This is a genomic window from Enterobacter sp. 4974935 (genome assembly GCF_058661735.1).
Window position 1 is genome coordinate 2,363,658 of sequence record NZ_JBZWGT010000003.1, and the last position, 22,159, is coordinate 2,385,816.

Below are 22,159 nucleotides of genomic sequence, written 5' to 3' on the forward strand. Positions count from 1 at the left end.
AGCGGAAATTACTTCACCGTCACTAACCGCGCCGCCACAATCTGATGCCCGGCCTGCACGTCCGTATTTTCAATACGCTGCATAATTCGGTCTGCCAGGGTGTACCCCATTTCACGAGCCGGCGTCGTCGCCCAGACGATGGGGAGATCGTCTAGCGCATTTTCACCGACATCCGCAAATGCCCCCAGCGCCACCTGATGGCCGAAGAACGTTTCTACCCCGCCCTCACCGCTCTGGCGTCCGGCGCGGATCAAGCCGAACCACGCCCCCATCGCAATCACATCGTTATAGCAAATCACCGCGCTGATTGTCGGGCTGTTGCGAAGCAACGTGCCGATGGCTTCGGCGGCTTTTTTCTGGCTGGACTCACACTCCACCACCCATTCGCTGTGAAACGGCAGGCCGTATTTGATGAGCGTGGAGCAGTAACCGCCCACCCGCTCCGCACGCGTCAGGGACGAGCTTTTACCGCCGAGCCAGGCGATGCGCTGATGGCCGCGATGAATAAGATGCTCGGTCAGCATTTGCGCGGCCTGCATGTTATCCGGCCGAAGGGTATCGGCTTCGTCGAGATAGCTGGCGCGTGACGCAACCACCAGCGGTACGCCTTTCTGCGCCGCGCGCTCACACAATTCACTGCCCACACCGGACGCGCCGGCCACGATCACCCCATCCACCCCTTGTGTCAGCAGCATATCCAGCCTGGAGAGCAGTTGCTCCGGTTCGCGCCCACCGTGGAGCAGGAAAACCATTCGCCCCTGCGCTTCAAGCGCCTCGGTAAGCCCGGCGGTCAGTTCTGCATAAAACGGCGACGCGAGGTCGCGAACAATCAGCCCTATCACCCCGCTTTGCCCACCGCGCAGCGCCGACGCCTGGCGATTACGCACAAAGCCCAGTTGCTCAACGGCCTCGTTGACGCGCTGACCCGTAGCAGGAGAGATGCGCCCCTTCCCGCTCAATACCAGCGAAACGGTGCTAACGGAAACCCCCGCCGCCAGCGCGACATCGTTGATGGTGATCTTTTTCGCTACAGCCATGTGGTGGCGTGACTCCTTGATAATGAGATCGCTAAAACGTTTTATCAATATGCTATCTTTATACTACCAGTAAAAGCCTGAGAATGTGATTTAGCGCGCACTAAAGTTTGATAAAACGTTTTATCTTTTCGCCCCATCGCGGTCGTTAAATCTCTTTCTACCATTTAAGGAGTCGTTTTATGACGACGAAAGCAGCACAAAAAATATCGCTGTGGGAGTTTTTCCAGCAACTGGGTAAAACCTTTATGCTGCCCGTGGCGCTTCTCTCATTTTGCGGGATTATGCTGGGGATCGGCAGCTCGTTAAGCAGCCATGACGTCATTACTCTAATCCCTTTCCTCGGAAATCCGGTACTGCAGGCGATCTTCATCTGGATGAGCAAGGTCGGCTCTTTTGCCTTTAGCTTCCTGCCGGTAATGTTCTGTATCGCCATTCCTCTGGGTCTGGCGCGCGAAAACAAAGGCGTGGCGGCGTTTGCGGGCTTCGTTGGCTATGCGGTCATGAACCTTGCGGTTAACTTCTGGCTGACCGCCAAAGGGATCCTGCCCACGACCGACGCGGCGGTACTGAAAGCCAATAACATTCAGAGCGTGATTGGAATTCAGTCCATCGATACCGGGATCCTTGGAGCCGTGATCGCGGGAGTGATCATCTGGATGCTGCACGAGCGCTTTCATAACATCCGCCTGCCCGATGCGCTGGCCTTCTTCGGCGGCACCCGCTTTGTGCCAATCATTACGCTGGTTGTGATGGGTCTGTTTGGTCTGATTATCCCTCTGATTTGGCCGGTTTTTGCCATGGGGATCACCGGAATTGGCCGCATTATCAACGGCGCGGGTGATTTCGGCCCGATGATTTTCGGTACGGGTGAACGTCTGCTGCTGCCATTTGGTTTACAGCACATCCTGGTTGCCCTGATCCGTTTTACTGAAGCAGGCGGCACTATGGACGTTTGCGGTCATTCCGTTAGCGGCGCGCTGACCATCTTCCAGGCCCAGCTGAGCTGCCCGACCACGCACGGCTTCTCTGAAAGTGCGACGCGTTTCCTCTCTCAGGGTAAAATGCCTGCCTTCCTCGGCGGCCTGCCGGGCGCTGCGCTGGCGATGTACCACTGCGCCCGCCCGGAAAATCGTCATAAAATTAAAGGCCTGCTGATCTCCGGCGTTATTGCCTGCGTGGTGGGCGGTACGACAGAACCTATCGAGTTCCTGTTCCTGTTCGTGGCACCGGTGTTATACCTCATCCACGCCGTACTGACGGGCCTGGGCTTCACCGTGATGGCTGTGCTCGGTGTGACCATCGGTAACACTGACGGTAACGTGATTGACTTCGTGGTATTCGGTATCCTGCACGGCCTGTCCACCAAGTGGTATCTGGTGCCGGTTGTGGCCGCCATCTGGTTCGCGGTTTACTACGGGATCTTCCGCTTCGCCATCACCCGCTTTAACCTGAAAACGCCTGGCCGCGATACCGATACGGCCACCAGCGTTGAACAGGCAGTGGCCGGTACCGTTGGGAAATCCGGATATAACACGCCGGCTATTCTGGCGGCGCTGGGCGGTGCGGATAACATTACCTCTCTGGATAACTGCATCACCCGCCTGCGTTTGTCGGTGGCGGACATGTCCAAAGTGGATACCAACGCACTTAAAGCTAACCGGGCTATCGGCGTGGTACAGTTAAATCAACACAATTTGCAGGTCGTCATTGGCCCGCAGGTACAGTCAGTGAAGGATGAGCTGGCAACCCTGATGCGAACCGTCGAAGCCTGATGCCTCGCCCCCCTCGTCATGAGGGGGTTTTACTTTACGGAGCACCGTCATGTTTGATTTTTCTACCGTCGTGGATCGACACGGCACCTGGTGTACCCAGTGGGATTATGTCGCTGACCGTTTTGGGGCTGCCGACCTGCTGCCCTTCACCATCTCTGATATGGATTTCGCTACCGCTCCCTGTATTACCGATGCGCTGCACCAGCGCATCAACCACGGCGTGTTTGGCTACAGCCGCTGGAAAAATAACGAATTTCTGGCTGCCGTGGCGCACTGGTTCCGGCAACGCTTTAACAGTCAGATTGATACCGAAACCGTAGTGTATGGGCCGTCGGTCATTTATATGGTCTCGGAGCTGATCCGCATATGGTCCGCGCCTGGCGACGGCGTGGTGGTTCATACCCCGGCTTACGATGCCTTTTATAAAGCCATTGAAGGCAACCAGCGTACCGTTGTTTCCGTGCCGATGCAGAAAACGGCGCGTGGCTGGGACGGCAATATGGCCGCGCTGGAAGCGGCGCTGGCAAAACCGGAAAACACGGTTCTGCTGCTGTGTAGCCCGCAAAATCCAACCGGCAAAGTCTGGACGCGGGAAGAGCTGGCCACTATTGCAACGCTTTGCAGCCGTCATGATGTGGCGGTAATCAGCGACGAAATTCATATGGACATGGTATGGGGCACGCATCGCCATACCCCGTGGAATGAGGTTGCACGCGGTAAATGGGCGCTGCTGACCTCCGGTTCCAAAAGCTTCAATATTCCGGCACTGACGGGCGCCTGGGGGCTTATCGCCGATGACGACAGCCGTAACGCCTATCTGAATGCCTTAAAAGGGCGGGACGGACTCTCTTCCCCTTCCGTGCTGGCGCTGACCGCGCACATTGCTGCTTACCGGCAGGGCGAACCCTGGCTGGACGCGCTGCGGACCTATCTCGAAGAAAACCTGCGCTACATTGCTGACGAACTGAATGCTGCGTTTCCGACACTCAACTGGCAACCGCCAGAGGCCACCTATCTGGCCTGGATTGATCTCAGCCCACTCGGTATTGATGACAATACGCTGCAAAACGTGCTGATTGAACAGCAAAAAGTGGCCATCATGCCGGGATATACTTATGGGGATGAAGGTAAAGGCTATGTGCGACTGAACGCTGGCTGTCCGCGTAGTAAGCTTGAACAGGGCGTTCAACGCCTTATCGCTGGCATCAACACTCTGCTGTAAATTATTTGCGCAACGGAATATTCCCTTGCGCAAATAGCTTTTTCCCCCGTTTTGTTTTTATAATATGGCGCACTTTAACCAGCAAAGAGTGCGACCATGATTGATACACGCCTGCCTTTAACTGATATTCACCGCCACCTCGACGGGAACATTCGTGCCCAAACTATTCTCGATCTTGGTCGCCAGTTCAATTTAACGCTTCCTGCCGAAACGCTTGAAACCCTGATCCCCCATGTCCAGGTGACGTCGAACGAGCCGGATCTGGTAAGTTTTCTGAGCAAGCTTGACTGGGGCGTGAAGATGCTGGCCTCGCTCGATGCCTGTCGCCGTGTCGCCTTTGAAAACATCGAAGATGCCGCTCGCAACGGCCTGCACTATGTCGAACTGCGTTTCTCTCCGGGCTATATGGCGATGACCCACAGTCTCCCCGTAGCGGGCGTGGTTGAAGCGGTCATTGAGGGCGTGCGTGAAGGTTGCAAAACCTTTGACGTTCAGGCGCGTTTGATCGGCATTATGAGCCGTACCTTCGGTGAAGCGGCCTGTCTTCAGGAGCTGGAAGCGTTACTGGCGCATCGCGACCAGATCACCGCCATCGACCTGGCCGGTGATGAGTTGGGCTTCCCGGGCAGCCTGTTCCTGTCTCATTTCAACCGCGCACGTGATGCAGGATGGCATATTACCGTTCATGCTGGCGAAGCCGCGGGGCCGGAAAGCATCTGGCAGGCCGTTCGTGAACTGGGTGCGGAACGTATTGGTCACGGTGTGAAAGCCATTGAAGATCGCGCGCTGATGGATTTCCTCGCCGAACAACGTATTGGAATCGAATCCTGCCTGACCTCTAATATTCAGACCAGTACAGTGGCGTCGCTGGCGCAACACCCACTGAAAACCTTCCTTGAACACGGGGTGCTGGCTTCACTGAACACGGACGATCCGGCGGTTCAGGGCGTGGATATTATTCACGAATATAACATCGCCGCGCCGCAGGCCGGGCTGAGCCGCGAGCAGATCCGTCAGGCGCAAATCAACGGGCTGGAGATCGCCTTCCTGACGCCTGAAGAGAAACAGGCGCTGCGCGATAAAGTTGCTCAGTAGTCCTCTTTACTGCCGGGTGGCGCTGCGCTTACCCGGCCTACGAAAGCGTTTGGCACTTATGCCAGACAGAGCGTTGCGCGATGTTTGGCAGATTCGATCCCCAGCTCGATGAGCTCCATAATCTGGATTGCCTGGCTCGCCGGAACCGGATTTTCACCTGAACCGTTCAGCGCGTCACGAATTGCGGCGTAATACGCCGGATAGTTCCCAGGCTGGGTCAACACCGTCTCTTCAACCAGTACCTCCCCCTCCGCACGCGTCACCACCCCGTCCCGCATGTCGTAGCCCCAGTCCTCCTGCGGTAAGCGTTCGCCATTTTTGAGGCGCTCTTCCTGCGGATCCAGGCCGAACTTCACATAGCTGCCGCGCGCCCCGTGAAGGATATAGCGGGCCGATTCCGCCGCCGCAAGCATTGTCCCGTGCAGCACAATGCGCCGCTGCGGATAACTCAAAACGGCGTGGAAATAGTCGGTGGTCTGCGCCCCCGGCCTGAGCTGCGCTAAATCGACCGTCATGCTTACGGGCAGACCAAACAGATGAACGGCCTGATCGAGAAGATGCGGCGCTAAGTCATACCAGATGCCGCTGCCCGGTCCCGCCTGCTCGCGCCAGCGATCTCGCACCTGCGGACGATAACGATCGAAGTGAGACTCAAAAAAAGCAATTTCGCCGAGCGTGCCTTCGTTTATCAGCGCTTTGATCGTCAGGAAATCACTATCCCAGCGCCGGTTGTGAAAGACCGACAATAACCGACCCAGGCTTCGCGCCAGCGCATCCAGCTCGCGCGCCTGTGACAACGTCACGGTAAAAGGCTTATCGACAACGACATGTTTGCCAGCCTCCAGCGCCGCTTTCGCCAGGGGGAAATGGGTGTCGTTAGGGGTGGGAATGACAATAAGGTCAATATTAGGATCGTTAAACAGATGCTTAGGCTCCGTTACCACCGGCACGGCTGGCCAGTCGGCATGGACTTTGGTTTCATTGCTGCTTGTGATAGCCGCCAGTTCCATTCCCGGCGTGCCGGCAACCAGCGGCGCATGAAAGGTTTTGCTTGCGTACCCGTAGCCAATAAGACCGACGCGGATGTTTTCACTCATCGTATGCCCCCTCGCTGTGCGCTTATTTATCACTGGCCTTGTGCTTAACGCACAGATTAATAATGTGCCCTGTGAGTTAAAATAGCATCTCGCGACAGCTTTTTTTGTTACCTCGCATTAAAGTGTGTATATGGGGCCCGGGAATCGTTCCCAAAGCGCTTGCTCTGTCGAAAAGGCCGCTGTAACATTTGCAATCTGTATTTATGGATAAATTACAAACACAAAATATGTCATCAATAATTAATCGAATCATTGAATTAGCGGGATGGATTGTCCTTGGCGTTTCAGTCGTGTTGCTCGGCATTGCCAGCCATATCGATAACTACCAGCCGCCGGAGCCTGTTACTGTTGCTCAACAAAAGTAAGCCGCATCGTCATAAAGCGTGACACATTACGTCATGGAACGTATTGCCAGCCGTAATGAACGGGGTTACCCTTCTCTTCCAGGCATCTGCTGATGCCTGAATCTTCGCAAAGAAAACTCCTAATTTCGTCGCGTTACCCGAGTGGACAGTTTACGTCTTTATTAATCCGTTTATTATTCGAACGCATTACCTTTATGGGTATTACCCTTTTATATGGAAACTTATTAATATGACAGTTCAGGACTATTTATTAAAATTTCGCAAGATCAATTCCCTCGAAAGCCTGGAAAAACTGTTTGACCATCTGAACTACACGCTGTCGGATAATCAGGACATCATCAATATGTACCGCGCGGCTGACCATCGTCGCGCCGAACTCGTCTCTGGCGGTCGTCTGTTCAACGTGGGGGAAGTACCTAAATCTGTCTGGCGTTACGTTGTATAAGAAAGTAGCCTTCGGCGTGAAATGTTATATACTCTCCGCCCTGCAAATTTCTGTATAACATTTCGCGCAGACTATGGGAGAGCGTATGACCGCATTGCCTGGAGAGAGAATTGGGGGCTGGTTAATCGCCCCGCTGGCATGGCTGCTGGTGGCTTTATTAAGCGCTTCGCTGGCGCTGTTGCTTTACACCACTGCACTGGTTACTCCTCATGCTATCCAGACACTGATGTCTCAGAGCGCGCTCAATATTGCGACGTGGTTTGTGTCGTTCGTTTTCGCAATCGCGATGTGGTACTACACGCTTTGGCTGACCATCGCCTTCTTCAAACGCCGCAAAAGCGTGCCGAAACATTACATTATCTGGCTGCTGGTCTCCGTGCTGCTTGCCGTCAAAGCGTTCGCTTTTTCGCCAGTTTCTGACGCACTGGCGGTTCGCCAGCTACTCTTTCCGTTGCTTGCAACGGCGCTTCTGGTGCCCTATTTCAAGCGGTCGACGCGCGTTAAGAAGACCTTCGTTAACCCGTAATAACCTTACAGTTAACCTGTTGTGGCCTGTTGTCGTTTATCCGATAATAGGCGGCTCTTTTATTTCAGGCTAAATAATGACCGATTACTTACTGCTCTTTGTCGGAACTGTGCTGGTTAATAACTTCGTACTGGTGAAGTTCCTTGGCCTGTGCCCGTTTATGGGGGTCTCCAAAAAGCTGGAGACGGCAATGGGCATGGGGCTGGCCACCACCTTCGTGATGACGATGGCCTCCATTTGCGCATGGCTGATTGATACCTGGATCCTGATCCCGCTGGACATGCTCTACCTGCGCACCTTGTCCTTTATTCTGGTCATTGCGGTGGTGGTGCAATTTACCGAAATGGTAGTGCGTAAAACCAGCCCTGCCCTGTATCGCCTGTTGGGTATTTTTCTGCCCCTCATCACCACCAACTGTGCTGTGCTGGGCGTGGCGCTGCTCAACATCAACCTTGGGCATAATTTCATGCAGTCGGCGCTGTACGGTTTTTCCGCGGCGGTCGGTTTCTCTTTTGTTATGGTCCTGTTCGCGTCGATTCGCGAGCGTCTGGCAGCGGCGGATATTCCCGCGCCGTTTCGCGGTAACGCCATCGCTCTGGTGACCGCAGGTTTAATGTCTCTGGCCTTTATGGGCTTTAGTGGTCTGGTGAAGTTGTAATGAGTGCTATCTGGATTGCCATCGCGTCCATCAGCGTACTGGGACTCGTCTTTGGCATCATTCTGGGTTATGCCTCCCGCCGGTTTGCGGTAGAGGACGATCCGGTGGTTGAAAAAATTGATGAGCTTTTGCCGCAGAGCCAGTGTGGGCAGTGCGGCTACCCTGGCTGCCGTCCTTACGCTGAGGCGGTGGGCGTGCAGGGAGAAAAGATCAACCGCTGCGCGCCGGGTGGCGAAGCGGTCATGCTTAAAATAGCTGCAATGCTGAACGTCGATCCGCAGCCTGTCGACGGCGATGAACAGGCGCAGGAGCCCGTTCGTGCCCTTGCTGTTATCGACGAAGCCAACTGCATCGGCTGCACCAAATGTATTCAGGCGTGCCCTGTCGACGCCATTGTAGGCGCAACCCGCGCCATGCACACCGTTGTGGCGGACCTGTGCACCGGCTGTAACCTCTGCGTGGCCCCCTGCCCGACGCAGTGTATAGAACTCCGCCCGGTTGAAACGACGACCGAAAGCTGGAAATGGGATCTTCAGACCATTCCGGTTCGCAATATTCCTGTGGAACAACATGCTTAAGTTATTTTCTGCTTTCAGAAAAGAGAAGATCTGGGACTTCGACGGCGGTATCCATCCCCCGGAAATGAAAACCCAGTCAAACGGTACGCCGCTGCGTCAAATTCCGCTGGCGACCCGCTACGTGATGCCATTGAAACAGCACATCGGCGCGGAAGGCGAGCTGTGCGTGAAAGAAGGCGATACCGTCCTTCGCGGCCAGCCGCTGACCTTTGGTCGTGGACGTATGTTGCCGATACATGCCCCGACTTCGGGCAAGGTGGTGGCTGTTGCCCCCCATACCGTTGCCCATCCCTCGGCGTTGTCTGAGCTGAGCGTCATCATTGAAGCCGACGGGGAAGATCGCTGGATCGATCGTGACGGCTGGAGCGACTACCGTTCCCGCAGCCGTGAAGCGCTGATTGAACGCATTCATCAGTTTGGCGTAGCAGGTCTTGGAGGCGCTGGCTTCCCGACCGGCGCCAAGCTTCACGGCGGCGGCGATAAAATCGAAACGCTGATTATTAACGCCGCCGAGTGCGAACCGTACATCACCGCCGATGATCGTCTTATGCAGGACTGTGCCGCGCAGGTGGTGGAAGGTATTCGCATTCTTGCGCATATCCTGCAACCCCGCGAAGTGCTGATCGGTATAGAGGACAATAAACCGCAGGCCATTTCGATGCTGCGCGCGGTGCTGGCGGACAGCCATGATATCGCCCTGCGCGTGATTCCAACCAAATACCCATCCGGCGGGGCGAAGCAGCTGACGCAGATCCTGACCGGAAAACAGGTTCCCCACGGGGGCCGTTCGTCCGATATCGGCGTGCTGATGCAAAACGTGGGTACTGCCTACGCGGTGAAACGTGCGGTGATTGACGGAGAGCCATTGACCGAACGCGTCGTCACGCTGACCGGCGAGTCCGTCTCCCGTCCCGGCAACGTCTGGGCGCGTCTGGGTACGCCGGTGCATCATCTGCTGGAACAGGCTGGCTTCTGCCCGGGGAGCGAGCAGATGGTCATTATGGGCGGCCCGCTGATGGGCTTTACCCTGCCGTGGCTGGATGTGCCAGTGGTGAAGATTACCAACTGCCTGCTCGCCCCTTCCCCAACGGAGATGGGCGAAACGCAGGAAGAGAAAGGTTGTATACGCTGTAGCGCCTGCGCGGATGCGTGTCCGGCAGACTTGCTGCCGCAGCAGTTGTACTGGTACAGCAAAGGCCAGCTGCACGATAAAGCCCAGGCGCATAACCTGTCTGACTGTATTGAATGCGGTGCCTGTGCCTGGGTCTGCCCAAGCAATATTCCGCTGGTGCAGTACTTTCGTCAGGAGAAAGCCGAAATCTACGCTATCTCCATGGAAGAAAAACGTGCCGCTGAAGCGAAGGCCCGCTTTGAAGCGCGCCAGGCGCGACTGGAGCGCGAGAAACAAGCCCGTCAGGAACGCCATAAGCAGGCTGCCGTGCAGCCTGCGGCGAAAGATCAGGATGCGATTAACGCTGCCCTCGCCCGTGTGCGGGAGAAGAACGCGACTGCCGCTCAGCCGGTAGCGATCGTGTCTGGCCAAAAGCCGGACAATAGCGAAGCGATTGCCGCCCGCGAAGCGCGTAAAGCCGAAGCGCGCGCACGTCAGGCGGAGAAGGCGCAAAACGCCAAACCGGAAGCCGACACAGACCCGCGTAAAGCGGCGGTGGAAGCGGCTATCGCCAGGGCAAAAGCCCGTAAAGCCGGTCAACAGACAGTGGTGGTTGAACAGGAAGCGACCGATCCGCGCAAGGCGGCCGTTGAAGCCGCTATCGCCCGCGCCAAAGCACGTAAAGCGGCACAGCTTCAGCCTGCCGAAGAGAGTGAAGCGCCTGTCGACCCACGTAAAGCCGCCGTTGAAGCGGCCATCGCCCGTGCCAAAGCACGAAAAGCGGCACAGCAGGACGAACGGCCTGCGGCCGCCAACGACGATCCACGCAAAGCCGCAGTCGCCGCCGCGATTGCGCGTGTTCAGGCAAAGAAAGCCGCGCAGCAAGCCGTTAACGAGGATTAAATGGTTTTCAGAATTGCAAGTTCCCCTTATACCCATAACCAGCGCCAGACATCGCGTATTATGATGCTGGTGTGCCTGGCCGCGTTGCCAGGTATTGCCGTACAGTGTTGGTTTTTCGGCTGGGGTACGCTTTTCCAGTTAGTTCTGGGTTGCGCCAGTGCCGTCGCAGCGGAAGCAGCGATCCTGAAGCTGCGCAAAATGGAGGTGACTCGCATCCTGAGCGATAACTCCGCCCTGTTGACCGGCCTGTTGCTTGCCCTCAGCATTCCCCCGTTCGCCCCGTGGTGGATGGTAGTATTGGGAACGGTATTTGCGGTGATCATCGCCAAGCAGCTGTACGGTGGGCTGGGCCATAACCCGTTTAACCCGGCAATGATTGGTTACGTGGTGCTACTGATCTCCTTCCCGGTACAGATGACCAGTTGGCTGCCGCCGCATGAGATCGCCGCCACGGTGCCCGGCTTTATGGATGCCCTGAACGTTATCTTTACTGGCCACACCGCGATGGGCGCGGATATGAACGCGCTTCGCATGGGCGTGGATGGCATCAGCCAGGCCACCCCGCTCGATACCTTCAAAACCTCCCTGCGTGCCGGCCACAGCGTCGAGCAGGTGATGAAATCGTCTATTTACAGCGGCGTACTGGCGGGTGCGGGCTGGCAGTGGGTCAATCTGGCCTACCTGTTGGGCGGTGCCTTCCTGCTGCAACAAAAAGCGATCCGCTGGCATATTCCGGTGAGCTTCCTGGTGACGCTGGCCGTCTGTTCAACGCTCGGCTGGGTCATCTCACCTGAGTCACTGGCCAGCCCACAGCTCCATCTGCTCTCCGGCGCGACCATGCTCGGGGCATTCTTTATTCTGACCGATCCGGTCACCGCCTCTACCACCAACCGAGGTCGTCTGATTTTCGGCGCGCTGGCGGGCTTGCTGGTCTGGCTTATTCGCAGCTTTGGTGGCTATCCGGACGGCGTGGCATTTGCCGTACTGCTGGCTAACATCACCGTTCCGCTCATCGACTACTACACGCGTCCACGCGTGTACGGTCATCGCTAAGGGTTACGCCATGCTAAAGACTATGCAAAAACACGGCGTCACGCTGGCGATCTTCGCCGCCGCCCTCACCGGGCTGACCGCGCTGGTAAATGAACTGACGAAAAGCACCATTGAAGAGCAGGCAATGAAGCAGCAAAAGGCGTTGTTCGATCAGGTGATCCCATCAGACTTCTATGATAATAACCTGCAAAAAAGCTGCTTTGTCGTGCAGGCCCCGCAGCTCGGTAAAGGAACACACCGCGTTTATATTGCCCGTAAGGGCGAGAACCCGGTGGGTGCCATCATGGAAGCCACCGCGCCGGACGGTTACTCTGGCGCAATTCAGCTGCTGGTAGGCAGCGATTTTTCCGGCACCGTGCTGGGTACGCGCGTGACGGAACATCACGAAACGCCGGGCCTTGGCGACAAAATTGAAACACGCCTGAGCGACTGGATTTTACGCTTTGCCGGTAAGATGATTCATGGCGAGGACGATCCTGCTTTCGCGGTGAAAAAAGATGGCGGTGAGTTTGACCAGTTCACGGGCGCCACGATTACGCCCCGCGCGGTCGTCAACGCCGTCAAACGCGCCGGTCTGTATGCCGAAACGCTGCCCGCGCAGATCAATCATCTTTCCGCCTGTGAGGAGTGACCATGAGCCAGGTTAAAGAGGTTATCGTCCAGGGACTCTGGAAGAACAACTCGGCATTGGTACAGCTGTTGGGATTGTGCCCGCTGCTGGCGGTGACGTCTACCGCCACCAACGCGCTCGGGCTGGGGCTGGCGACCACGCTGGTGCTGACCCTGACCAACTTCTCCATTTCTGTTTTGCGCCGCTGGACGCCATCGGAAATCCGTATTCCGATTTATGTCATGATCATTGCATCGGTGGTCAGCGTCGTGCAAATGCTAATTAACGCCTACGCATTTGGCCTGTACCAGTCGCTCGGGATCTTCATTCCGCTTATCGTGACTAACTGTATTGTCGTGGGACGCGCTGAAGCCTTCGCGGTGAAAAACAACCCGGCAATTTCCGCGCTGGATGGGTTTTCCATCGGCATGGGCGCGACTGCCGCCATGTTCGTCCTCGGCTCTCTGCGTGAAATTCTGGGCAACGGTACGCTCTTCGACGGTGCGGACGCGCTGCTTGGCGGCTGGGCGAAATCGCTGCGTATCGAGGTGTTCCATACGGACACCCCATTCCTGCTGGCCATGCTACCGCCAGGCGCATTCATTGGCCTTGGAATGATGCTGGCGTTAAAATACCTGATTGATGAAAAACGTAAACGCCGCGCCGCTGAACGCAGCGTACAGGAAGGGATCCCCGAGAAAGCAGTATGAATAAAGAGAAACGCATTGCGATCCTGACGCGCCTGCGCGATGAGAATCCTCATCCAACGACAGAGCTGAATTTTAACTCGCCGTTTGAACTGTTGATCGCGGTGCTGCTCTCTGCGCAGGCCACTGACGTGAGCGTCAACAAAGCCACGGCCCTGCTCTACCCTGTCGCCAATACGCCGCAGGCTATGCTGGAGCTGGGGGTTGAAGGGGTAAAATCCTATATCAAGACCATCGGCCTGTTTAACAGTAAAGCCGAAAACGTCATTAAGACCTGCCGGATCCTGCTTGAGCAGCACGGCGGTGAAGTCCCGGAAGATCGCGCAGCGCTGGAAGCGTTGCCAGGCGTCGGGCGTAAAACGGCAAATGTCGTGCTCAACACGGCGTTTGGCTGGCCGACGATCGCCGTGGACACTCACATCTTCCGCGTTTCTAATCGCACCCGGTTCGCGCCGGGTAAAAACGTGGAAGAGGTGGAAGAAAAGCTATTAAAAGTGGTCCCTGCGGAATTTAAGGTGGATTGCCATCACTGGCTAATCCTTCACGGGCGCTATACCTGTATTGCACGTAAGCCACGCTGCGGCTCCTGCATTATCGAAGATCTCTGTGAATACAAAGAAAAAGTCTATCCCTGAAGGTACATACACTTGTTACTGTTCAAGCCCTTAGATTAAATAAGGGCTCTAATATCTTCTCCCTTGGCCGTAATTTTCCCTCTCATTGTCCATAAAGTGTTGTCGATTCTGCGGATATTTAACACTCAAACAGGTTAATAGTTTTTTCATCACCAAAAATTTCTATAAATCTGTGATCGCGATCACTCTGATAACTTGATGTTGTATTTTTGTTTTTAAAACCCTCTCCACGCCTTTGCCAGACAAGATCTCATCCTTTACTCACCGCATATAAGACCAGTCATTTTTCAGAATATGGGCTATATCACTGCCTTTCACCCAAAATAGCAGAACATATCGCCATACAGCCATTCATCAGGGTCATTTACAGTGAAAAAAACCACCAATTCTCAACGGATGAAATTTAACGCTGCATAACATTTGCGTGAACCGATGATTATACCACCACAGTTATATGTAACAGATTATTACAAACGTATTGCCAGATGGGGCTGGATAGTGAACATTACCCGCCGTTTCCCCTCCCAATATAACTATAAAGCGGATGGACTACGGTCATCACGCTATGAACACCCCCGTTAATATGGGATGTAAAAAAAGAGGTATATGTGTCTACTGCAAACAATAAACCAACAGATGAGAGCGTAAGTCTTAACGCTTTCAAACAGCCTAAAGCGTTCTATCTCATTTTCTCTATCGAATTATGGGAGCGTTTTGGCTACTACGGCCTGCAAGGGATTATGGCCGTTTACCTGGTTAAGCAACTGGGTATGTCCGAAGCCGATTCCATCACGCTGTTCTCGTCCTTCAGCGCTCTGGTCTATGGCCTGGTCGCCATCGGCGGCTGGTTAGGCGATAAAGTCCTCGGTACGAAACGTGTCATTATGCTGGGCGCCGTGGTTCTGGCGATTGGCTATGGCCTGGTTGCATGGTCCGGGCACGATGCGGGCGTGGTATACATGGGCATGGCTACCATCGCGGTAGGTAACGGCCTCTTTAAGGCTAACCCGTCCTCCCTGCTTTCTACCTGCTACAACAAAGATGATCCGCGTCTGGACGGTGCATTTACCATGTACTACATGTCCATCAACATCGGTTCATTCTTCTCTATGCTGGCAACTCCATGGCTGGCCGCGAAATTCGGCTGGAGCGTAGCGTTTGCGCTGAGCTTCGTGGGTATGCTGATCACCGTTGTGAACTTCCTGTTCTGTCGCAGCTGGGTTAAAGATTATGGTTCTAAACCAGACTTCGAACCCGTGCATATGGGCAAACTGCTGGCAACCATCGTCGGCATTGTGATCCTGGCCGCTGTCGCGACCTGGCTGCTGCACAACCAGGGTATTGCACGTGCCGTACTGGCCGTGGTTGCGCTGGGTATCGTGATTATCTTCGCTAAAGAAGCCTTCGCGATGCAGGGTGCGGCACGTCGTAAGATGATTGTGGCGTTCATCCTGATGCTGGAAGCGATTATCTTCTTCGTCCTGTACAGCCAGATGCCAACGTCCCTGAACTTCTTCGCAATCCGCAACGTTGAGCACTCCATCCTGGGTATCGCGTTCGAGCCGGAGCAGTACCAGGCACTGAACCCGTTCTGGATCATGATTGGTAGCCCGATTCTGGCCGCTATCTATAACAAGATGGGCGACCGTCTGCCGATGCCGCACAAGTTCGCTATCGGTATGGTGCTGTGCTCTGGCGCATTCCTGGTGCTGCCGCTGGGGACGAAATTCGCGACCGACGCGGGTATCGTGTCTGTTAACTGGCTGATCCTGAGCTATGCGCTGCAATCCATCGGTGAACTGATGATCTCCGGTCTGGGCCTGGCGATGGTTGCACAGCTGGTCCCTCAGCGTCTGATGGGCTTCATCATGGGTAGCTGGTTCCTGACGACCGCTGGCGCAGCCATCATTGCAGGTAAGATTGCGAACCTGATGGCGGTACCGGACAACGTTACCGACCCGCTGGTCTCCCTGAACGTCTACGGCACCGTGTTCATGCAAATTGGTATCGCGACAGCCGTAATTGCCGTGCTGATGCTGCTCACCGCACCAAAACTCAATCGTATGACGCAGGACGACGACAAATCCGCTAAAGCGATCAACACCGCGAACGCGTAATGTCATCGGGAAACGACTGAACAGAAGCCGCTAATTGATTAGCGGCTTTTTTTTTATCTGAACGCGCACTAACATAGCGGGAACCTCAGCAAAAAGGAGTTACCGATGAAACTGTTCTATAAACCGGGCGCCTGCTCTCTTGCTTCGCATATCACCCTTCGCGAGAGCGGTAAGGATTTCACGCTGGACGGCGTTGACCTGATGAAAAAGCGCCTGGAAAACGGGGATGACTTTTTTGCGATTAACCCAAAAGGGCAGGTTCCGGCCCTGCTGCTGGATGACGGTACGCTGCTGACCGAAGGCGTGGCGATTATGCAGTACCTGGCCGACAACGTGCCTGATCGTCAGCTGCTGGCACCAACAGGCAGTATCTCTCGCTATAAAACCCTTGAGTGGCTTAACTACATCGCGACCGAGCTGCACAAAGGCTTTACGCCGCTGTTCCGCCCGGATACTCCGGAAGAGTACAAACCGACCGTACGTGCGTTACTTGAGAAAAAGATGCAGTACATTAATGAATCACTGAAAGACGATCAGTGGATCTGCGGTGCGCGTTTCACCATTGCTGATGCGTATCTGTTTACCGTTCTGCGCTGGGCGCGCGCGGTGAAGCTGAACCTGGAAGGATTAGATCATATTGCGTCGTATATGGAACGCGTAGCGGCACGCCCTGCGGTTGCAGCGGCGCTGAAGGCAGAAGGGTTGAATTAATCCGAGCGCGCTGTATTGCCGGGTGGCGCTGCGCTTACCCGGCCTACACTATCCCTGCTCTTACAATTGGGTTGCGCTGAAATAATGCTCGGGCTTCGCGATGCGATCCTGCGCCGCAACCACCTGTAGCTCATATTCCTGCATCGTCTTCGTCGCAATCATGATTTCATAAACGGCTGCGGTGACGTGCTCCAGCGCATCGCGCAGGCTTGCGCCCTGCAATAGCTTCACCAGCAGCAAACCGCTGGTCACATCCCCAACTCCGACAGGCTGACGTGCACCGAAATCCACCAGCGGTCGACTGATGTGCCAGGCTTCATCCTTCGTCACCAACAGCATTTCAAAACGGTCCTGGCTCAACCCTGCGCGTGCCAGGTGCTTAACCAGCACAATCTCTGGCCCCTGGGCGATGAGCTCGCGAGAGGCGCGTACAGCCTCTTCTACGCTGTTGACTGGATGCTCGCACAGGATCTCAAGTTCAATCAGGTTGGGCGCAATAATATCGCTGGCAGGCAATGCATGACGGACATGAAACTCCGCAACGCCCGGCGCGACGATGCAGCCTTTTTCCGGATGTCCCATCACCGGATCGCAGAAATATTTCGCCGCGGGGTTTGCCGCTTTCACCTGGCGCACAATGCCGAGGATATGTTCCCCCTGCTCCGCCGAACCCAGATAACCGCTCAGTACGGCATCGCAGCGTTTAAGCTGGTCGATATCCGCAATCCCCTGAACGATCTCCGTCAGATGCGACGGCGGCATCACGCAGCCGGTCCATTTACCGTACTGGGTGTGATTCGAGAACTGAACGGTATTGAGGGGCCAGACGTTGGCCCCGAGGCGGCGCATCGGGAATTCCGCAGCGCTGTTGCCAGCATGTCCAAAAACAACGTGGGACTGAATGGCGAGGATGTTCTTCATGTTGTACTTACCAAACCCTGTCAAAACAAAAGGGGCGTGGTTTCCCACGCCCCTGCGTACTTTTAATTACTTCCAGCAGACCAGGCAGTAATTTTTCTTACCGCGACGCAGCAGCGTGTAGCGACCATAGAGACGGTCGTTCTCGGTAAAGGTGTATTCCGGATCGGCCTGTTTTTCGCCATTAATGGTGATCGCGTTAGAGGCGATGGTTTTACGCGCCTGACCGCGAGACGGCTGGAGCTCGGAGTCCACCAGCGCCTGCATCAGATCGGCGCCTTTTTCCATCTCCACCATCGGCACGCCATCCTGAGCAAGCTGTTCGAAGTCCGCTTCGCTTAAATCGCTCAGGGTCCCGTTGAACAGGCTCGCCGTAATGCGTTTCGCCGCTGCCAGACCTTCTTCACCGTGAACCAGTTTAGTCACTTCGTCGGCCAGCACATACTGGGCGCGCGGTGCTTTACCGCTGTTCTTGTCTTCTTCTTCCAGCGCATTGATTTCTTCGATATCCATAAAGGTGAAGAATTTCAGGAAGCGATAAACATCGGCATCCGCCGTGTTGATCCAGAACTGGTAGAATTTGTACGGGCTGGTTTTCTTCGGATCCAGCCATACTGCGCCGCCTTCGGTTTTACCAAACTTGGTACCGTCTGCTTTGGTGATCAGCGGCACGGTCAGACCAAACACCTGATTCTGGTGAAGGCGACGGGTCAGATCGATACCGGAGGTGATGTTACCCCACTGATCAGAACCGCCAATTTGCAGCGACACGCCGTGCAGCTTGTTCAGGCAGGCGAAGTCATACCCCTGCAACAGGTTGTAGGAGAACTCGGTGAAAGAGATACCCTGATCGTCACGGTTAAGACGCTGCTTGACCGCTTCTTTGTTAATCATCTGGTTAACAGAGAAGTGTTTGCCGATGTCACGCAGGAACGTCAGCACGTTCATGCCACCAAACCAGTCGTAGTTGTTCGCCGCAATCGCAGCGTTGTCACCACAGTTGAAATCCAGGAACGGTGCAACCTGTTTACGGATCTTATCCACCCACTCCTGCACGGTGTCTTCGGTATTCAGCTTACGCTCAGCGGCTTTGAAACTTGGGTCGCCAATCAGACCAGTCGCACCGCCAACCAGGGCAACAGGCTTATGACCCGCCATCTGGAAGCGTTTCAGGCATAACAATGGAACAAGATGCCCCAAATGCAAGCTGTCAGCGGTGGGATCGAAGCCGCAATAGAGCGCGATCGGGCCTTGCGCCAGTCGCTCTGCTAACGCTTCCTCGTCCGTCACCTGGGCCACCAGGCCCCGCTCTTGCAATTGTTTAATCAAGTTACTGCTTGCCATCAAATTCTCCATGTATAAACGACTGCACCTTTGCCGGTACACGACTTTTCGCCTGATGCGAAAGGACCATAGAATAAAGCGCCAGCGCGGTGTGCGCTAGCGCTTAAATCAACAAATTTTGGGGATTACGGTGCCAGTCGGTCTATTTTCCAGCCACCGTTGTCGCGCTGGTATAAAAAGCGATCGTGCAGGCGGTGCTCACCGCCCTGCCAGAATTCCATCTGCTCAATGGGGATGCGGAACCCGCCCCAGAAACTCGGCAGCGGCACTTCACCCTGCTGAAACTTCTGTTTGAGTTCGAGGAATTTACTTTCAAGTACGCCGCGGGCCGAGATTCGGCTGGACTGTTTAGAAACCCAGGCGCCAATCTGACTGTCGCGCGGTCGGCTGTGGAAATATTTCACCACTTCGAGCGTAGAGAGGCGCTCTGCCTTGCCGGTAACCATCACCTGGCGCTCAAGCATATGCCACGGGAAGAGCAGGCTAATACGCGGATTATTTTCCAGGTGATGCGCTTTACGACTACCAAGGTTGGTGTAGAACACCAGCCCTTTCTCGTCATAATGCTTAAGAAGAACGATGCGTTGATACGGCTGACCGTTTTCATCAACCGTGGCAACGACCATCGCCGTCGGGTCGGCCAGTTTCGCTTCGCAGGCCTGTTTCAGCCAGCGTTCAAAAAGCACCAGCGGTTCGGCGGGAAGATCCTGGCGGCGCAGACCGCCTTTGGTGTATTCACGGCGCAGATGCGCAATTTGCTGTAGTTCGTCGTTATCTGACATGGCGTTAGCTGAAAGTGAGGTTGGGTGGCGCTATTGTGCGCGCCCCCTTCAAAAATCTCAACGCTTCGGATTTTCCAACTGACAATTGTTCAGCACAATGCGGTCTCGCTTATAGACGGTGGCGCTGTCACCTTTTGACCAGAAGACGTAGATCCCATCCGTGTAACGCGCCCCGGAGGCGGACATCCCCTGCTTCAGCGTCAACAACTTATTGTCATAAACAAAGCTGGCTTCCTGGCGAGTGTTGTTCAGCTTCACCGTCAGCGGTTTTTCATCACAACGATATTCCAGCGTATCGGTTTGCATACGCTCAACGAACTGGTTATAGACGCTGCATCCGGTCATAAGAAAAGGTACAGCAATGAGAAGAAGTTTTTTCATGGGCAGATTCCGAAGACTATCCTGGTCCTGGAGGGCCTAACCGCCCTCCTGTTTTTCCCTATTTTACGGGTTATGCCTCCCGCTGAATTTCAGTTAACTCTGATTATTGCGCGGATTTGCCGGGAAAATAGCACCGAGGACGCTCGCCTCTCGCGCACCGGTTACGGAGGGTAAATTCCCGGGCAGACCGGCAACCGTACGCCAGGCAAGCCAGGCGAAGGCCAGCGCTTCCATGTCGTCTCCGCTGATCCCGGCTTCGTCAGTGGTCGTGACTTCGGTGCCCGGCAGCAGGGCGGCGAGGCGTGCCATCAGGAGCGGGTTGCGGCTTCCGCCTCCGCATACCAGCAGACGCTCGCACCCGCCGCTGAGCAACACCTGTTCAGAAATCGACACGGCGGTAAGCTCAGTCAGCGTAGCCTGCACATCCTGAGGCGCAAGGCCGGGGAAGCGTGCCAGATGACGTTCAAGCCAGCCGTAGTTGAAATACTCTCGCCCCGTGCTTTTCGGCGCTGGCAGGGCAAAGAATGGATCGCTTAACAGGGCTTGCAGCAAGGGAAGGATCACTTTCCCCTGGCTGGCCCACTGCGCGTCTTTGTCGTAGGGTCTACCGTTCTGACGCCAGATCCAGGCATCCATCAGCATATTACCGGGCCCGGTATCGTATCCACGCACGGGCTGACCGGGAATGAGCATCGACAGGTTGGCAATCCCGCCAATGTTCAGAACCATTCTGCGCTCCACCGGGTGCGCCAGCAGCGCCTGATGAAATGCCGGAACCAGCGGCGCCCCCTGCCCGCCGAGGGCCATATCGCGACGACGGAAATCCCCCACCACCGTCACGCCGGTTTTTGCCACAATCTGGTTATTATCGCCAATTTGCATCGTGTGCGGCGCCTCGCCGACAGGTTCATGCCAGACGGTCTGGCCATGGCAGCCTATTGCCACGACATCCTGCGGATGAAGTCTTTCTTGCTGCATCAGAGCCAGTACCGCATCAGCAAACAGCGCCCCCAGACGCACATCCAGTTGGCCCAGTTGGGAAAGCGTCAGCTGTTGCCCCTGGCAGATGCTCAGGATCTCTTCTTTTAACGAGACCGGAATAGGCCAGGTCAGGCTTGCCTGCTGCGCCACCATGTTTTCATCAATGGCGGCCAGAACGACATCCACACCGTCAAGACTGGTACCAGACATCACACCGATATAGCGACCCGATTTCATGCGCTTTCCTTACGTTACATGGGCTAAGTGCAACCACTCCATCATAAATAACGCTGCTTTGCTATCCGGTGATAATATTTTTTAACAATCTCAGACCTGTAGCACAGACGGTTTTTGTTTATGTCCCGTTAAGCCCCGTTCAGGTAAAATTTATCTATTCGGCATGCAAAGATATGAACTGTGGTCAGGAATGCCATATAATTTAGCCATAACGGATGCCCCAACCGGGCGTTTTTTGGTGAACAGGAGAGTCAAATGATTTTACGTGTACTGGGCGTTTCGCTGATTGGTTTAACACTGGCGGGTTGTGTGAACGACAATTCACTCTCCGGCGACGTATATAGTGCTTCTGAAGCTAAACAGGTACAGAACGTGACCTACGGTACTATCGTTAATGCCCGTCCTGTTCAGATTCAGGGTGGTGATGACACGAACGTCGTGGGCGCAATCGGTGGTGCTGTGCTGGGTGGTTTCCTGGGTAACACCATTGGTGGCGGCACCGGTCGCTCTCTGGCTACCGCAGCAGGCGCAGTTGCAGGCGGCGTAGCGGGTCAGGGCGTTCAGGGTGCGATGAACAAAACTCAGGGCGTTGAGCTGGAAATCCGTAAAGACGATGGCAGCACCATTATGGTTGTGCAGAAACAGGGTAATACTCGCTTCTCTGCAGGCCAGCGTGTTGTACTGGCAAGCAACGGTAGCCAGGTCACCGTCTCCCCGCGTTAATATCCCGACGGATGCGGTCCTTTCGGGCCGCATCCATTTACAAAAACTATCATTTTAAAAAATGTATTTATAAAAATACATTCACACGGCGTATAATTAATTCCCTCTGATATTGTTCCTGCTCAAAGTATTTTTTATTTCCCTCCTTTAG

Annotated in this window: 23 protein-coding genes; 16 read left to right on the plus strand and 7 right to left on the minus strand. The window is 55.1% G+C overall.

The window, feature by feature from the left end:
* Positions 1-8: 8 nt before the first annotated feature.
* Positions 9-1,037, minus strand: a complete 1,029-nt coding sequence (locus AC4OVS_RS12465) for a Mal regulon transcriptional regulator MalI (RefSeq protein ID WP_023299968.1) — start codon at positions 1,035-1,037, stop codon at positions 9-11.
* A 179-nt stretch (positions 1,038-1,216) separates the two neighbouring features.
* Here AC4OVS_RS12465 and malX point away from each other — a divergent pair, with 179 nt between their 5' ends.
* From malX to add, 3 genes are all read left to right on the plus strand, one after another.
* On the plus strand, positions 1,217-2,809 hold the full coding sequence (malX, locus tag AC4OVS_RS12470; RefSeq protein ID WP_023299967.1) for a maltose/glucose-specific PTS transporter subunit IIBC: 1,593 nt from the start codon (positions 1,217-1,219) through the stop codon (positions 2,807-2,809).
* 49 nt (positions 2,810-2,858) lie between these two features.
* Complete coding sequence (locus tag AC4OVS_RS12475; protein WP_491922464.1) at positions 2,859-4,031, plus strand: MalY/PatB family protein; 1,173 nt, start codon at positions 2,859-2,861, stop codon at positions 4,029-4,031.
* A 96-nt stretch (positions 4,032-4,127) separates the two neighbouring features.
* Complete coding sequence (add, locus tag AC4OVS_RS12480) at positions 4,128-5,126, plus strand: adenosine deaminase (protein WP_491922465.1); 999 nt, start codon at positions 4,128-4,130, stop codon at positions 5,124-5,126.
* Positions 5,127-5,182: 56 nt separating this feature from the next.
* On the opposite strand, the gene AC4OVS_RS12485 is transcribed toward add, so the two are convergent.
* The gene (locus tag AC4OVS_RS12485; RefSeq protein WP_449506583.1) at positions 5,183-6,223 is read right to left on the minus strand and encodes an oxidoreductase; all 1,041 of its coding nucleotides are present in this window, start codon (positions 6,221-6,223) and stop codon (positions 5,183-5,185) included.
* A 239-nt stretch (positions 6,224-6,462) separates the two neighbouring features.
* On the opposite strand from AC4OVS_RS12485, the gene blr reads away from it, so the two are divergent.
* The 12 genes from blr (at position 6,463) to gstA (ending at position 16,642) form a co-directional block, all read left to right on the plus strand.
* Entirely contained in the window at positions 6,463-6,588 is a 126-nt protein-coding gene (gene blr, locus AC4OVS_RS12490) for a division septum protein Blr (protein ID WP_151884424.1), read from the plus strand.
* A gap of 229 nt (positions 6,589-6,817) precedes the next feature.
* Positions 6,818-7,033, plus strand: a complete 216-nt coding sequence (gene ydgT / locus AC4OVS_RS12495; RefSeq protein ID WP_000217941.1) for a transcription modulator YdgT — start codon at positions 6,818-6,820, stop codon at positions 7,031-7,033.
* Between the two features lie 85 nt (positions 7,034-7,118).
* The gene (locus tag AC4OVS_RS12500; RefSeq protein WP_015570663.1) at positions 7,119-7,559 is read left to right on the plus strand and encodes a DUF2569 domain-containing protein; all 441 of its coding nucleotides are present in this window, start codon (positions 7,119-7,121) and stop codon (positions 7,557-7,559) included.
* 76 nt (positions 7,560-7,635) lie between these two features.
* On the plus strand, positions 7,636-8,217 hold the full coding sequence (gene rsxA, locus AC4OVS_RS12505) for an electron transport complex subunit RsxA (RefSeq protein ID WP_022647920.1): 582 nt from the start codon (positions 7,636-7,638) through the stop codon (positions 8,215-8,217).
* Positions 8,217-8,795 (plus strand): electron transport complex subunit RsxB, encoded by a 579-nt coding sequence (gene rsxB / locus AC4OVS_RS12510; protein ID WP_491922466.1) that lies wholly within the window; start codon positions 8,217-8,219, stop codon positions 8,793-8,795. Before rsxA ends, rsxB begins: the two co-directional genes overlap by 1 nt.
* On the plus strand, positions 8,788-10,809 hold the full coding sequence (gene rsxC, locus AC4OVS_RS12515; RefSeq protein ID WP_491922467.1) for an electron transport complex subunit RsxC: 2,022 nt from the start codon (positions 8,788-8,790) through the stop codon (positions 10,807-10,809). Before rsxB ends, rsxC begins: the two co-directional genes overlap by 8 nt.
* Positions 10,810-11,862 (plus strand): electron transport complex subunit RsxD, encoded by a 1,053-nt coding sequence (rsxD, locus tag AC4OVS_RS12520; protein ID WP_491922468.1) that lies wholly within the window; start codon positions 10,810-10,812, stop codon positions 11,860-11,862.
* A 10-nt stretch (positions 11,863-11,872) separates the two neighbouring features.
* Positions 11,873-12,493, plus strand: a complete 621-nt coding sequence (rsxG, locus tag AC4OVS_RS12525; RefSeq protein WP_491922469.1) for an electron transport complex subunit RsxG — start codon at positions 11,873-11,875, stop codon at positions 12,491-12,493.
* Positions 12,494-12,495: 2 nt separating this feature from the next.
* Complete coding sequence (locus AC4OVS_RS12530) at positions 12,496-13,182, plus strand: electron transport complex subunit E (protein WP_003857592.1); 687 nt, start codon at positions 12,496-12,498, stop codon at positions 13,180-13,182.
* Positions 13,179-13,814 carry an endonuclease III gene (gene nth, locus AC4OVS_RS12535; RefSeq protein ID WP_015570668.1) on the plus strand — a complete coding sequence of 212 codons (636 nt, stop codon included), beginning with the start codon at positions 13,179-13,181 and terminating at the stop codon, positions 13,812-13,814. Before AC4OVS_RS12530 ends, nth begins: the two co-directional genes overlap by 4 nt.
* Positions 13,815-14,422: 608 nt before the next feature.
* The gene (gene dtpA, locus AC4OVS_RS12540) at positions 14,423-15,931 is read left to right on the plus strand and encodes a dipeptide/tripeptide permease DtpA (RefSeq protein WP_022647916.1); all 1,509 of its coding nucleotides are present in this window, start codon (positions 14,423-14,425) and stop codon (positions 15,929-15,931) included.
* A gap of 105 nt (positions 15,932-16,036) precedes the next feature.
* Entirely contained in the window at positions 16,037-16,642 is a 606-nt protein-coding gene (gstA, locus tag AC4OVS_RS12545) for a glutathione transferase GstA (protein ID WP_023299960.1), read from the plus strand.
* Between the two features lie 60 nt (positions 16,643-16,702).
* On the opposite strand, the gene pdxY is transcribed toward gstA, so the two are convergent.
* From pdxY to anmK, 5 genes are all read right to left on the minus strand, one after another.
* Positions 16,703-17,563 (minus strand): pyridoxal kinase PdxY, encoded by an 861-nt coding sequence (pdxY, locus tag AC4OVS_RS12550; RefSeq protein ID WP_023299959.1) that lies wholly within the window; start codon positions 17,561-17,563, stop codon positions 16,703-16,705.
* Positions 17,564-17,629: 66 nt separating this feature from the next.
* Complete coding sequence (tyrS, locus tag AC4OVS_RS12555) at positions 17,630-18,904, minus strand: tyrosine--tRNA ligase (RefSeq protein WP_022647913.1); 1,275 nt, start codon at positions 18,902-18,904, stop codon at positions 17,630-17,632.
* Between the two features lie 125 nt (positions 18,905-19,029).
* Positions 19,030-19,686: a pyridoxamine 5'-phosphate oxidase gene (gene pdxH / locus AC4OVS_RS12560; RefSeq protein ID WP_003857601.1), complete on the minus strand. Its 657-nt coding sequence runs from the start codon at positions 19,684-19,686 to the stop codon at positions 19,030-19,032.
* 57 nt (positions 19,687-19,743) lie between these two features.
* Positions 19,744-20,067, minus strand: a complete 324-nt coding sequence (gene mliC, locus AC4OVS_RS12565) for a C-type lysozyme inhibitor (protein ID WP_022647912.1) — start codon at positions 20,065-20,067, stop codon at positions 19,744-19,746.
* A gap of 93 nt (positions 20,068-20,160) precedes the next feature.
* Entirely contained in the window at positions 20,161-21,285 is a 1,125-nt protein-coding gene (gene anmK, locus AC4OVS_RS12570) for an anhydro-N-acetylmuramic acid kinase (protein ID WP_491922470.1), read from the minus strand.
* Between the two features lie 255 nt (positions 21,286-21,540).
* Between anmK and slyB the strand changes: the two genes are divergently transcribed.
* Positions 21,541-22,008, plus strand: a complete 468-nt coding sequence (slyB, locus tag AC4OVS_RS12575) for an outer membrane lipoprotein SlyB (protein WP_022647910.1) — start codon at positions 21,541-21,543, stop codon at positions 22,006-22,008.
* Positions 22,009-22,159 lie beyond the last annotated feature (151 nt).